The sequence below is a fragment of the Trabulsiella odontotermitis genome (genome assembly GCF_001188485.1).
Classification (GTDB): Bacteria; Pseudomonadota; Gammaproteobacteria; order Enterobacterales; family Enterobacteriaceae; genus Trabulsiella; species Trabulsiella odontotermitis_A.
In genome coordinates this window covers 19,159-32,903 of sequence record NZ_JNGH01000081.1, presented here as the reverse complement: position 1 = coordinate 32,903, position 13,745 = coordinate 19,159, and the positions used below count along the sequence as shown (strand labels likewise).

Genomic DNA, 13,745 nt, shown 5'->3' with positions numbered 1-13,745 from the left:
CCCGCCATTGGTCAGGTTCAGCGTACCGCCGTTAACGTCAAGGACAGCATCGACATCGCCTGCCAGCATACCTGCGGTCTGCACGGTGCCGTTCAGGTCCGCCTTCGCGGTACTGTAGATATGCAGCTCACTGGTGTTACCCAGCGCGCCGTCGGCGTCGGTACGCAGGGTACCGCTCACCACCGTGGTGCTGCCGGTGTAGTCGTTGCCGCTGTTGGAGAGCGACAGCACGTCACCGACGGAAGTGCTGGTGGCGAGGTTACCGCTGCCTGTGATGCGGGCGGACTGGTCCGAAGCCGCGCCGGTGGCTCCGGTTGTCCCGTCGAGCGTCAGGGTCTGACCCTGCTGCAGTTCCAGTTCTTTCAGACCGTAGTTAACGTACAGGCCGTCACCGGGTGCGGTGGTCAGGCGATAATCGTAGGTCCCTTTCGCGACGGTGTTGCCGCCCTGGGCGATATCCACTTTCGTGGCATCCGTCACCGCATTGCCGCTCTGATCCTGAAGCGCCAGGCTACCGCCGTTGCCGGAGACCTCCGAGGCGCTGACCAGCTGTACACCGACGTTCGCATCATCCTGAGTCATCAGAGAGGTAGTGGTATCAGTCTCCTGGATCGGTACGTACGGTGCCGGAACGTTAATCTGTACCGTACCCGCGCCGTTGGCATCCAGCTTACCGGTGGTCACATGGCTGGTCGCCACTTTCTGATCCGGGATGGTCGCGTTAAACACCATCTTACCTCCGGCGAAGGTAAGTCCGCCGATGGTCTGTTCGCCGTTACCCACGGTGGTGGTGTTACCCGTACTGGTGACCAGCGTGGCTTGCGTTAATGCTGAGGTGTTGGTCCCGGAAAGGGCAAAAGTGCTGTTCTTCAGATCGACCGTACCGGCAAAAGCGCTACCGACTGAAGGCGCAAAAGCAAAGACGTCCTCTGCTGCGGTCAGATCCACATTCATCAGGCCGGTTCCGCTCAGCGCATTACTGAGCGTGAAATCGCCAGTGCTGGCATCCGTGGCACCTTTAATTTCCAGCGTGCCTGCGGTGTCGATGGTCACGGCGCTGGACCCCAGGCCGGAACCGTTGGTGCTGGACATCGTGTTGGTGGTGAGGGTGCCGCCGTTAATCAGCGTCGAACCACTGAAGGTGTTATCGCCGCTCAGCACGGTATGCCCGGCATCCTGAATTAATGTGCCTTTTCCTGAAATCACTGGCGCGAACTGATAACCGCCTGCGGTAGAAGGATCAGAGACGGTGTGGTTGAAGACCAGCGTCCCTGCTCCGGAGCCAAAGACGACCTTGTCAGCGCCAGTGATAAAGCCCGCATCTGCAGCGTTCTGACCGTGTTCCGCACCGATGTTAACGGTACCTGTACTGTCCGTGGTGCGGGCAATCGTCATATCACCATCTAAAGCCAACGTACCCGCATCGCTCAGATAGAGTGCGCCCGTATTCGCACTTCCCACGATCATTGAGGTCGCGGTCATTGACGAACCGGCCCCACTGATAATGATCGTACCCGCACTGGTGTTCATATTGCCCAGCGTGGTTGCGCCGGCGACCACCTGCCCTCCTGCCTGGATATTCAGGATACCGATCCCCGACGCCCCCACCAGCAGATTTTTCTTCGCACCGGCGCCGTCAGTAATCATCCAGCTTCCGCCGGAATTCACATTGACGACACCCTGGCCATCTGGAGAGCGGCCAATCATACTGTCGGCGATACTGTTGACCTGAGCCCCGTTCCAGATACTCAGCGTGCCGCGGCCATAATCACCCACCCGCAGTGCGCCGGTGTTCATTGCGGAACCTGTTCCGGTCACATTAACCGTCCCCGTGCCTGAATCAAAACTGCCGAGGGTGGTCATGCCCGCGGTCAATACGCCTGCCGAGGCGATGTTAACGGTTCCCGTACCGCCGTAACCGATATTGAGATCCTGTCTGGTACCCGCGGCGTTGACTAAATTCCACTGGCCGCCGGTATTGATATTAACGAGACCGGTACCGTCCGTAGATCCTGACACCACACCCAGCGCCGCAGACCTGACCACGCCAGAGTGAGTAATACTCAGCGTCCCCGACCCGTACTGGCCAATGTTTAACCCCCCGGTGCTCCACACTGAACCCGAGCCGTCAACGTTTACGGTACCACTACCATCAGGGCCATCACCCAGCGTCACTATCTTATTCTCCGGGCCTGCTACCACGCCACCGGAAAGAATATTCAGCGTTCCCAGACCGTCGAGACCAATCGCAATAAAATAATCAGGGTGCGTCGTTGAAATAACATCTACCGTCTGGTCATTATCGATAGTCGTTTCTGCCGCTGATGCCACCCCCGGCAGTGCGGCAAAAACCAGCACAGAGAGAAGGTTGCAGCGGAACAACGGCAGGCGGGTAATGTTATGCTGTGAAGCAACAGTATTCACATCCTGTGTTTTACTCACAGAAGAGGATTTTCCTTGTCCGCCCACCAGTTCGGAGCAAACCTGAAAAACGTTTAATACTCTATTCCAGATAACACGATAAATTCTGTTCATGCCAAACTTCCATTATTTGAGTAACTTTTCTGTTTTGTTCAAATAGTTTTGAAAAAACAAGTCCATACTTATTATTCTTCCCGCTCCAGGAAGTGAAACATAAAACCCTTCAGCGGTAATTTCTGAAGCGATTCGTTTATAAAAGAACTGAGTTGATAAAAGTAAGGTGGTGGTTTTTCGCCTCTTCGCCAGACATATTTCACTTGCTATTATTTTCCTGTATTCATACAGAAATAACCGGACGGTGATATAACCAGATAATATTCCTGCGTTATCGGTTGATAATACATAAACTGATCAATACTGGCGGTTCTGCGTGAAAGTGAGCGGGCATCATTGAATTTTCTTCCCGTCCTTTCCAGCCTTCCCACATGGCGGCCATCATCATGAACCACAGACTGCCGCATGATGCTTTCTTCTCATCGAAAAACCAGTCGATAAATTCATGGGTCATCCCATTTTCGTCTGCTAATTCGTAACGCTCGTCCATCTCTTTTCCCCTGATTCAGAATGGCGTCAGCGTGGTGTTTAACTGTCCGCGCAGCCAAACCAATCACTATTACATAACGTTTGGTTTATTTAATTATTATTAAATATCAATCAGACTTCCTGCGCTGAAAAGGAAGAAGCATTAATCTCTTCAGTCGTTATCACTGAAGTACGGCACTAATAGAATGAAAGCTGACAGTAATGAAGTGGTTCTATTAATCTCCCCATCGATTGTTGCTATGGACAAATAAATAAAAGGGTTTATCGTTATAAATAATGCGCCTTAACAAAAAAGAAACAGTTCATCGGTTGCTGAGACGTTTTTGATGCATTATCCCTATATAACTTTTCGAGTTCAGTTTTGCATTCGCGTAAATGCATGTCAATACGGCGGGATACTATCTAAAACGCCAATAGTAACGTAAAAAAACTATTTACACGTGTAAATTCTTAGGTTTACTTAAATGCCATCCTTGTTTTTGCTCGTTTTCGCTTATTGAAGCCGTAGCTAATTAGGATATTTTCTACTTTTTATAAGATATTTATCCATTATTGATCCAGCCATGCTTATTACCTGAATCGCACTATTTGCTAAACAAAGAAGAATAAAAAAATGGTATCTGGCGCATCTTATTGTAATTACAACTTATTCCATTTTAAAAAATTAATAAGGGTTTACTGTGTTATTTAATGACAATACTGGAGAGATCGTAAGAATTTCAGACAGTTTCTTTGTAAAATTGCCGTATTCATTCAGGTAAACAGGCAAGATCGGGTATTGACCGGAAGGCATAAAAAAAATCCGCAGCCCCGAAAGGTTGCGGATTTTGTCTCACCACGGTCGTCAGTGATATTACGCCAGCGGCTTCTCGCCGTTTTCGTCCTGGTCGACGGCAAAGCAGGCGACCAGTTGACCGTTATAGTCTTTCAGCTGCGGCTGCAACTGCGTGCACGGGCCAAAGCGGCGGGTGCAACGGGCGTTGAAGGCGCAACCCGGCGGTGGATTCAACGGGCTCGGCAGCTCGCCGGTGAGCTTGATACGCTCGCGACGGTCGTCCGGGTTCAGGCGCGGGGTGGCAGACAGCAGCGCCTGCGTGTACGGATGACGCGGGTTGCTGAAGATCTGATCCTTGGTCCCTTTCTCCACACAGCGGCCGAGATACATCACCATCACTTCATCGGCAATGTGCTCAACCACCGACAGGTCGTGAGAGATAAAGACGTAAGACAGCCCCAAATCCTGCTGCAAATCCATCATCAGGTTTAATACCTGCGCGCGCACCGAGACATCAAGCGCCGACACAGGCTCATCGGCGATCACCACGTCAGGATCAAGCATCAGCCCGCGAGCAATGGCGATACGCTGACGCTGGCCACCGGAGAACATGTGCGGATAGCGGTCATAGTGCTCGGTCTTGAGCCCCACTTTCGCCATCATCGCCAGCGCTTTTTCACGGCGTTGCTCTTTGTTTAGCGACGAGTTGATCTGCAAGGGCTCTTCGAGGATCTGCCCGACTTTCTTACGTGGGTTCAGCGATCCATACGGATTCTGGAAAACAATCTGGATCTTCTGTCGACGCAGCTTTTGCGCGTGCGGATCATGCTTGAGCAGATCCTGCCCCTGATAATAGAGCTGCCCGCCGGTCGGCGTTTCGATCATCGTCAGCAGGCGGCCAAGCGTGGATTTCCCACAGCCGGACTCACCCACCACCGCCAGCGTTTTACCGCGTTCGAGACTGAACGATACGCCGTCCAGCGCTTTCACCAGCCGTTCCGGCGAGAAGAGCCCCTTCTTCACCGGATAGTGTTTTTTCAGGTCGATAGCCTGCAGCAACGGCTGCTGCAGGGTGGCCTCTTGCGAACTCATAATGTGGGCCTCCCGGCATCATCGAGCGGATAGTGACATTTTGACTGACGGCTACCGTCAACAACGTTCAGTGCCGGTTCTTCAGCACGGCATTTTTCGGTGGCGTACGGGCAGCGCGGATTGAGCAGACAGCCTGTCGGGCGGTCATACTTGCCCGGCACCACGCCCGGCAGCGAGGCCAGACGCGCTTTGTCCTGTGCGAATTCCGGCAGCGCGCGCAGCAGTGCCTGGGTGTACGGATGCCGCGGCGCGCGAAAGATGTCCTGCGCTTCGCCGGTTTCCACTACCTGGCCGGCGTACATCACGATAATTTTATGTGCCGCTTCCGCCACCAGCGCCAGATCGTGCGTGATCAGGATCAGCGCCATGTTCTCTTTCTGCTGAAGCTCCAGCAGCAGCTCGATGATCTGCGCCTGGATGGTCACGTCGAGCGCCGTGGTCGGCTCGTCAGCAATTAACAGCTTCGGACGACAGGCGATCGCCATGGCGATCATCACGCGCTGGCTCATCCCGCCGGAGAGCTGGTGCGGGTAAACATCAAGACGCGACGCCGGATCGGGAATGCCGACCTGATTCAGCAGGTCAATCGCCCGCTGACGGCGCGTTTTCTTGTTGCCGCCCTGATGCACCTGAATGGCTTCCATAATCTGGTAGCCCACGGTGTAGCACGGGTTCAGGCTGGTCATCGGATCCTGGAAAATCATCGCCACTTCCGCGCCCACCAGCTGGCGGCGCTCTTTTTCGGAAATGCGCTTCAGATCCTGACCGTTAAACTCAAGGCTTTCCGCCATCACGCGTCCGGGGTAATCAATCAGCCCCATAATCGCCAGCGAGCTGACCGATTTACCGGAGCCGGATTCACCGACGATGCCGACGACTTCACCCTGATCCACGCTGTAGCTCACACGATCTACGGCGCGAAACTCGCTGCCTTCGTCGCCGAAGTGCACCGATAATTTATCTACATTCAATAACGCCATCTCGTGCCTCTTACTGCTTCAGTTTGGGATCGAGCGCATCACGCAGCCCGTCGCCCATCAGGTTAAATGCCAGCACCGTCAGCAGGATCGCGACACCCGGGAAAGTGACGACCCACCAGGCGCTTTGCGCGAACTGCAACACGTCGGAGAGCATCGTGCCCCACTCCGGNTGGCGGCTGCGCACCCATGCCAAGGAAGCCAAGAGCGGCCATATCGAGAATGGCGTTAGAGAAACCGAGCGACGCCTGCACAATCAGCGGCGCAAGGCAGTTCGGGAAAATGTTGACGAACATCTGGCGCATCGCGCCCGCCCCCGCCACGCGCGAGGCGGTGACGTAATCGCGGTTCACTTCCACCAGCACCGCCGCACGCGTCAGACGCACATAGTGCGGCAGGGCGACGAAGGTCAGCGCCAGCGAGGCGTTCACGATGGAGGGGCCGAAGATCGCCACCAGCACCAGCGCCAGCAGCAGGCTTGGCAGTGCCAGCATGATATCGACGACACGCATGATGATGGTGTCGACGATGCCGCCGAAGTAGCCCGCCACCAGGCCGAGGATTATCCCCATCACCAGCGACAGCACCACCACCAGACAACCCACCAGCAGCGACAGACGCGCGCCGTACATCAGTCGCGTCATGATGTCGCGGCCCACGTCGTCTGTACCGAGCAGGTGCGCGAAGCTCCCGCCATCCATCCAGGCAGGCGGCGCCAGCAGCGTATCGCGGAACTGATCCGCCGGGTTATATGGCGCGATAAAGTTCGCGAACACGGCGATGAAAATCATGATGGCGACGTACACCAGCCCCACGACCGCGCCTTTGTTGCGTTTGAAATAGTGCCAGAACTCCTGCATCGGGGTCATCGGCACCGGTGCGGCTACAACTTTGTTTTCAGTAACGTGTGACATGATGGCCCCTTACTTCTTATGTCGAATACGCGGGTTCACCACGCCGTACAGCAGATCCACCAGCAGGTTGACGAGAATAATCATCGTCGCAACCAGCAGAACGCCGCCCTGAACTACCGGGTAATCACGACGCTGCAAGGCGTCAATCAACCAGCGTCCCAGTCCCGGCCAGGAGAAAATCGTTTCGGTCAGAATCGCCCCCGCCAGCAACGTCCCCACCTGCAGACCGATAACGGTTACCACAGGCAGCATCGCGTTGCGCAGCGCATGGACGATAATCACGCGCATGCGGGTCAGCCCCTTGGCGCGTGCGGTACGAATGTAGTCTTCACCCAGCACTTCCAGCATCGCCGAACGGGTCATACGCACAATCACCGCCAGCGGAATGGTGCCGAGCACGATGGCGGGCAGAACCATATGCCCCAGAGCGTCGATGAAGTCCCCCGACTCGCCCCAGATGGCCGTGTCGATCAGCATAAAGCCGGTCAGCGGCAGGGTATCGTCAAGGAACACGGAGTCGCTGATACGCCCGGAGACCGGCGTCAGATTCCACTGCACGGAAACCAGCATAATCAGCATCATGCCCCACCAGAAGATAGGCATGGAGTAACCGGTCAGCGCCAGGCCAACCGCAGTATGATCGAAAATAGAACCACGCTTAACGGCAGCCAGCACCCCAACCGGGATACCCACGGCAACCGCAAACATCATGGCGCAGACACCGAGCTCCAGCGTCGCTTTGAAGCGAGGCACGAACTCGTCCCACACCGGCAGACGGCTCTTCAATGAGATCCCTAAATCGCCGTGCAGAACACCCCAGATATAGTGAAGATATTGCTGCCACATCGGCTTATCGAGACCGAGTTGGGCCAGCAGCTGTGCATGACGCTCAGGGGAGATACCACGCTCACCCGCCATAATCATTACCGGGTCGCCGGGGATCATATGGACGAAGGCAAAAGTGAGAAGGGTAATACCGATAAACGTCGGGATAACGAGTCCCAGACGTCGGAGGATAAACTGCAACATAACCCGGATTCTCTATAATGACGCCCCGCCTGGTGACGGTGCGTCTGTATTGCTCACAAATGTAAATTCCCCACCGGTAAGGACGGGGAATTACGGCCTTCATCCTCTCCCCGGCAGGGGAGAGGAGATATCAGGCAACAGACTTATTATTCAACAGAAACGTTTTCGAAGTGGTGTTTACCCAACGGATCAACCACATAGCCTTTGACTTCTTTACGCACTGGCTCATACACGGTGGAGTGGGCGATGATCAGCGCCGGAGCCTGGTCATGCATCACTACCTGAGCTTGTTTGTACAGTTCAATACGCTTGTTGTGATCGTCGGTCGCACGCGCCGGCTGAATCAGATCTTCAAACGGCTTGTAGCACCAGCGAGAGTAGTTGGAACCGTCTTTCGCCGCGGCGCAGCTGAACAGGGTAGCGAAGAAGTTATCCGGGTCCCCGTTATCACCGGTCCAGCCCATCATGACGGTCTGGTGTTCACCGGCTTTCGCACGCTTCAGATACTCGCCCCACTCGTAGGTGACGATCTTGGCGGTCACACCGACTTTCGCCCAGTCAGCCTGAATCATCTCAGCCATACGGCGAGCGTTCGGGTTGTATGGGCGCTGTACCGGCATCGCCCACAGATCAACGTTGAAGCCTTTATCCAGACCGGCTTCTTTCAGCAGGGCTTTGGCTTTCTCCGGATCGTAGGTGTAGTCCTTAACGTCGTCGTTGTAGCTCCACATGGTCGGCGGGATCAGGTTCTTCGCGGCCTGGCCTGCGCCCTGGTAAACCGCTTTGATGATCGCTTCTTTGTTCACCGCGTAGGTCAGCGCCTGACGGACTTTCACGTCGTCAAACGGTTTCTTCTCGGTGTTATAGGAGAGGTAGCCAACGTTCAGCCCCGGCATCTCCATCAGATTCAGGTTTTTGTCCTGCTTCATACGCGCGATATCAGCCGGGTTCGGGTACGGCATGACCTGACACTCGTTCTTCTGCAGTTTGGCGTAACGCACGGACGCATCCGGAGTGATGGAGAACACCAGACGGTCGATCTGCGGTTTGGTACCCCAGAAGCCTTCGAACGCTTTGTACAGAATACGGGAGTCTTTCTGGTACTGCAGCAGCTGGAACGGACCGGTACCGATTGGGTTCAGGTCGATTTTTTCCGGCGTACCGGCTTTCAGCATGTTGTCAGCATATTCTTTCGACATGATTGACGCGAAGTCCATCGCCAGGTCAGCGAGGAACGGCGCTTCCGGACGGGTCAGCACGAACTGAACGGTGTTATCGTCCACTTTTTTCACGTCGCTGATCAGTTCCGGCAGGCCCATGCCTTCAAAGTATTCGTAACTGCCGCCAGAGACTTTGTGGTACGGGTTTTTATCATTCTTCTGACGATCGAAGGAGAACACGACGTCATCCGCGTTGAAATCGCGGGTCGGTTTAAAATCTTTATTGTCCTGCCACTTCACGCCTTTGCGCAGATGGAAAGTGTAGGTTTTGCCGTCTTCGCTGACGTCCCACTTCTCAGCGAGGCCAGGAATAACTTCCGTCGTCCCGATTTTGAATTCCACCAGGCGATTATAAATTGGCACCGAGCTGGCATCGTAAGTGGTACCAGAGGTGAAGAGCTGTGGGTTAAAGCCTTCCGGCGAGCCTTCTGAACAATAGACCAGGGTTTTTGCTTGCACGCTTGCTGCGACTGTCATTGCCACCAGGCTCAGTCCAAGCTTCAGCATCCCTGACTTTTTCAAGGAAATACTCATTGTTGTGCTCCGAATGTGATGTTGTCTGTTGTGTTTTGTCCGCCAGCCTTTATTTGTTTTTTGCCCGGTCTGGTCGGCAGTGCCCGAAAGCGTTATGAGAGATGGGGATTCCTTTCACAAGGTCGACTGAGTTGCAGTGCAGATTGTCCTTAAAGTGCCCCTCATGCCCTACAATCTGTCAACAGAATGTGCAAACGTCAATACAGGTAACCAGGATTTACAACAAGGGTGAGAAACGGCAAACAAAGATTAAAAAAAGTTCGGCGTGTGATTTTCAGCAGGGAAATTTATGCTACGCGCCACAAAGCAGCACAAATCTCTTCATATTATGCAACAAACAGTGATTAACTTTTATGCAAATTGGCAAAAAATTCATGCGGAATGGTGAATATCTGAGCGATTAATACCAGTAAGCGTAAAACGCTCAGCGGAAAATGCTGCGCTTATCCATAAGTAACGCGAAAAAAGAACTATGCAAATATAAAAAAATACAATGGAATATGTCACAAAATGGTTAACTGATGGTGAGAAGTCGGGATGAGCGGGATTTTGACGGGTTTGCTGCTTGATTTTGTCGGGTGGCGCTTCGCTCGAGTCGAACCTCTTCCCCCGGAGGTTCTCATCCTCTCAAGCTTCAGATGCAAAAAAGCCTGCTCGTTGAGCAGGCTTTTTAAATTTGGTCGGTGATAGAGGATGACTCGCCACTGCGTGGCTCGCCCTTCGGGCCGTTGCTGCGCAACGTTCTCTCGCTTCGCTCGAGTCGAACCTCTTCCCCCGGAGGTTCTCATCCTCTCAGGCTTCAGATGTAAAAAAGCCTGCTCGTTGAGCAGGCTTTTTAAATTTGGTCGGTGATAGAGGATTCGAACCTCCGACCCCTTCGTCCCGAACGAAGTGCGCTACCAGGCTGCGCCAATCACCGAATGCGGGGCGCATATTACTGCCGCGATGCTACCCCGTCAATCCCTTATTGAGAAAAAGCCATCCGATCGCCGAGAAAGTCGCCATCACTGCGATTTTATTGCTGCTTTCGCGCTGTTTGGGTTATGGCACCAGTTGTTGTTCTCGTTGATTCCGCCGTTCGGTGAGGTGTAGCCCAGGCAGCCCATGATAGTGTCATACAGCTCAACGTGGCGGCGCGGTACCTTCATTTCAGCCTGCTGCTTCAGATGCGCAAAGGCGCCGGCATTGGCTGGGTTTTCCAGATACTTATCCGACATCCATACCATCATCGGTACACGGAATTGCTCTGGCGGTGCCAGCTTACGCGGCGTCCCGTGCAGGTGTTCCTGTTCGTTGATCGACTCGCCATGATCCGCAGCATAAAAAACAATCGCTTTCTTGTCGCGTAGCTGGTCCAGCACCTTGCTGATAAACGTATCCACATACAATACCGAGTTGTCGAAGGCGTTAATCAATTCTTCTTTGCTGCAGTATTTATTAATGCCCACGCATTCCGGCTGCCACTTCGCAAAGTCACGGGTGTAACGCTGGTAATAGCTGTAATGGGAGCCCTTGGTGTGCAGGATAAGAAGATGCTTACCCTTTTCGTGCGCTTTCAGCGACACCGCCATCTCATTCAGCAACAGCATGTCGTCGACGTTTTTTCCGCGGTTGCGCGGTTCAGCGCCAATCTGCTCGCGGTAGGCGATGTTGTCCGCCATGGTGTTGCTGTAGAACCACATTTCACTCTGCATGGCAAACAGGTCTGAGCTAAAGCCCAACTGCTTCAGCACCGCAAAGACGTTCTGCTCTTTAAGTGTGCGCTGGGGGTTATCATCCGCGCCGCCCTGGCGTACGAACATGCAGCGCAACGAGAGCTTCGTCGCCGTATCGCAGGAGTAGCCGCGGAACGCCACCAGGTTTTTCTCCTGCGCCAGTTTTGGCGTGGTATCGCGGTCATAGCCCAGAATGCCCATGTGATCCCAGCGGGTCGTCTCACCGATGATAAACACCACATAGGTGTCGTCTAATTCGTTGCCAGGGGCATTATAGGTGAACTTTTTCGCGGGGTTAATCAGGGACTTATAATCAGAGGATTCATCGACCTGCGCCCAGGCGTACAGGCCCAGCGCCGATAACCAGTTCGACGGCAGATAGGAGTTCGCCACCACACCGCCGTAGCTTGGCATATCAATACCCGTCGCCTTCTCAATGTCTTTTTGCTGCTGCTCCATCACCCGGATCGGCGCCCAGACCAGCACAACCCCCCCGCCACGTTGCGGACGCGCTGCCCGCGGGTGCGCAACTGGCGCAGCAGCGTATAGCGGCAGCGGTTGCTCCAGATAAAGAACAGCGGCAGCAGGCTGGTCAGCACCGTCCAGAGAATAAAGCCCTGACCCACCACTTCTTTCGATAAATCGATATCCGTGGTCATGACCGAGGCAATAATGCCGTAGCCTATCACCACGTTCATAAAGGTCATGTAATAGCTGGCAGCGGCGGAAAAGATGACGATCAGCGTCGCCAGTATTTGCCATGGGCGACGCCCGAACAGCGACAGCAGCCGCAGCACACAGAAAGTGGCAAGCACCGAACCAAACAATTCGATGACAGCAAAAATTCCATTTCTTGCAGTAAAGTGCTCCAGATAACCTTCCAGTCGTCTGAACAATACCGCGCCGTTCAGAAACAGACCGATATACACCGCCAGCATCAGACACAGCCTCTGCTGGGTGAGGGACTTAATATAATTCATGCAAGCAACCCTGGAATAAGGGGTAAAAAAACTGACATACCTGTCGCGTGACAGTCAGCAGATTAAGTAATCGCTTAACAAATCGTTATAAGAAACGTCTACAAGCGCGGTAAGTAGACCACGACATTAAGAAATAATTACAGCGGGAAGTGTGATTCAGGCAAAGCTTTACAAAAGTTCAAGTCTTATACAGCACAAAAAACAACTTTTTAGGTCAGTTTTCGAACTAATTATGCACAAAAAAAGCCGGTTTCCCGGCTTTTGCTTTTACAGGCGATCAGGCATGGATTTGCTGATAGACCTCCGCTTTTGGCAGACGAATGGTCGTCGACAGCGCCAGCGAGAGGATTAACAGCGCGAAGATTACGCAGAAGGTCACATAGAAGCCACNNGCAATCAGCGACCCGCAAATCCTGCCGATACCGAAGCCTAAATAAATCACGCCGTAGTTTTTCGCCAGATTATTAAGGCCGAAGAATTCACTCACCAGCGACGGGAACACGGTGATGGTGCCGCCAAAGTTAAAAGCGACGCAGGCGATAGCCGCAAAGAAGGACAGCGCATTCAGCGGTGCGAACAGCAGTGCCGCCATACCGATCAGCGAGATCACCTGACCAATGGTAATCACACGGATGCGGGCGATTTTGTCAGACAACACGCCGAGCACCAGACGACCGCTAAGATTCGCGATAGCAATAACCGTCACTGCATTCGCGGCGGTCAGCACGTCGAGATGCACCATGCCCTGGGCAATATCTTTCGCCACGCCAATGACATACAGACCACTCATGCAGGCGGTCAGGAACATCACCGCCAGCATCCAGTACTGCGGTTTACGCATGGATTCCGCGAGGGTGAAGTCGTTTTCCGTCACGCCATTGGTGGTTTTGACTTTCTGATCCGGCGCATCGGTCATCAGCGTCGCGCCGAAGACAATCATCACCAGCACAATAGCGCCCCAGATAATAAAGGTTTTTTCAAGACCGACACGGGCAAGCAGGTGACTGTCGATAAACTTAAAACCCAGGCTGCCGAGGCCGTAGGCGCCAATAGAGAAGGCGGAAATCAGCCCTTTGCGTTCCGGGAACCATTTCACACAATTGGAAAGCGTCAGCAGGTAACCCGCGCCATCCGCCAGACCCACCAGGATCCCCGCGCTCAGCCAGAGCATCATCAGGCTGCTGGAGTGCGCCGTCAGGAAAAAACCCAGTCCCAGCAGCACGCCGGAGGCCATTGTCACGCGCTTCACGCCAAAACGTTCCTGCAGCTTACCGGCGACGGAGGATGAAATGGCCAGCCCGAGGCTTAACAGGCCAAAGGAGAATGCCACCTGGCTTACAGGTTCGTTGAGTTTGTCGGAAAGTGAGCTGTTGAAGAGGCTCCAGGTGTAGACCGAGCCAAGCGCGAATTGCGTCACGATCGTACCGAACAGCGTCAGCCAGCGGGTATAGGGTGTTGTCGATTTCATAGCAGATGCGCCTTTAT

At 54.0% G+C, this 13,745-nt stretch carries 7 protein-coding genes, 1 tRNA gene, 1 other RNA gene and 2 pseudogenes; all 11 read right to left on the bottom strand.

Annotated elements, in window-relative coordinates; translation table 11 throughout:
• A partial coding sequence (locus GM30_RS10175) for an autotransporter outer membrane beta-barrel domain-containing protein (protein WP_274519051.1) occupies positions 1–2,535 on the bottom strand: 2,535 nt, incomplete at its 3' end.
• A gap of 271 nt (positions 2,536–2,806) precedes the next feature.
• On the bottom strand, positions 2,807–3,025 hold the full coding sequence (locus GM30_RS10170; protein ID WP_049848531.1) for a hypothetical protein: 219 nt from the start codon (positions 3,023–3,025) through the stop codon (positions 2,807–2,809).
• A gap of 852 nt (positions 3,026–3,877) precedes the next feature.
• Positions 3,878–4,891 (bottom strand): dipeptide ABC transporter ATP-binding subunit DppF, encoded by a 1,014-nt coding sequence (dppF, locus tag GM30_RS10165; RefSeq protein WP_049848530.1) that lies wholly within the window; start codon positions 4,889–4,891, stop codon positions 3,878–3,880.
• Positions 4,888–5,871 (bottom strand): dipeptide ABC transporter ATP-binding protein, encoded by a 984-nt coding sequence (gene dppD, locus GM30_RS10160; protein WP_049848529.1) that lies wholly within the window; start codon positions 5,869–5,871, stop codon positions 4,888–4,890. The genes dppF and dppD overlap by 4 nt, the downstream gene beginning before the upstream one ends.
• 10 nt (positions 5,872–5,881) lie before the next feature.
• Positions 5,882–6,782 (bottom strand): annotated as a pseudogene (gene dppC / locus GM30_RS10155) (dipeptide ABC transporter permease DppC).
• Between the two features lie 9 nt (positions 6,783–6,791).
• Positions 6,792–7,811: a dipeptide ABC transporter permease DppB gene (gene dppB / locus GM30_RS10150; protein ID WP_049848528.1), complete on the bottom strand. Its 1,020-nt coding sequence runs from the start codon at positions 7,809–7,811 to the stop codon at positions 6,792–6,794.
• Positions 7,812–7,957: 146 nt separating this feature from the next.
• Positions 7,958–9,565: a dipeptide ABC transporter periplasmic-binding protein DppA gene (dppA, locus tag GM30_RS10145; protein WP_049848527.1), complete on the bottom strand. Its 1,608-nt coding sequence runs from the start codon at positions 9,563–9,565 to the stop codon at positions 7,958–7,960.
• 677 nt (positions 9,566–10,242) lie between these two features.
• Positions 10,243–10,374, bottom strand: a non-coding RNA gene (locus tag GM30_RS24265) — RtT sRNA.
• A gap of 33 nt (positions 10,375–10,407) precedes the next feature.
• Positions 10,408–10,484 (bottom strand) — tRNA-Pro (locus tag GM30_RS10140).
• An 85-nt stretch (positions 10,485–10,569) separates the two neighbouring features.
• Positions 10,570–12,260, bottom strand: a pseudogene (gene eptB, locus GM30_RS10135) (kdo(2)-lipid A phosphoethanolamine 7''-transferase).
• Between the two features lie 277 nt (positions 12,261–12,537).
• Positions 12,538–13,728, bottom strand: coding sequence for an L-lactate MFS transporter (locus tag GM30_RS10130; protein WP_049848526.1), 1,191 nt, complete (start codon positions 13,726–13,728; stop codon positions 12,538–12,540).
• Between the last annotated feature and the right edge of the window lie 17 nt (positions 13,729–13,745).

Bases quoted from the DNA above. Each gene is read 5' to 3' on its own strand.
- dppF (WP_049848530.1), bottom strand. From the start codon at position 4,891: ATGAGTTCGCAAGAGGCCACCCTGCAGCAGCCGTTGCTGCAGGCTATC.
- dppB (WP_049848528.1), bottom strand. From the start codon at position 7,811: ATGTTGCAGTTTATCCTCCGACGTCTGGGACTCGTTATCCCGACGTTT.
- dppA (WP_049848527.1), bottom strand. From the start codon at position 9,565: ATGAGTATTTCCTTGAAAAAGTCAGGGATGCTGAAGCTTGGACTGAGC.
- GM30_RS10170 (WP_049848531.1), bottom strand. From the start codon at position 3,025: ATGGACGAGCGTTACGAATTAGCAGACGAAAATGGGATGACCCATGAA.
- dppD (WP_049848529.1), bottom strand. From the start codon at position 5,871: ATGGCGTTATTGAATGTAGATAAATTATCGGTGCACTTCGGCGACGAA.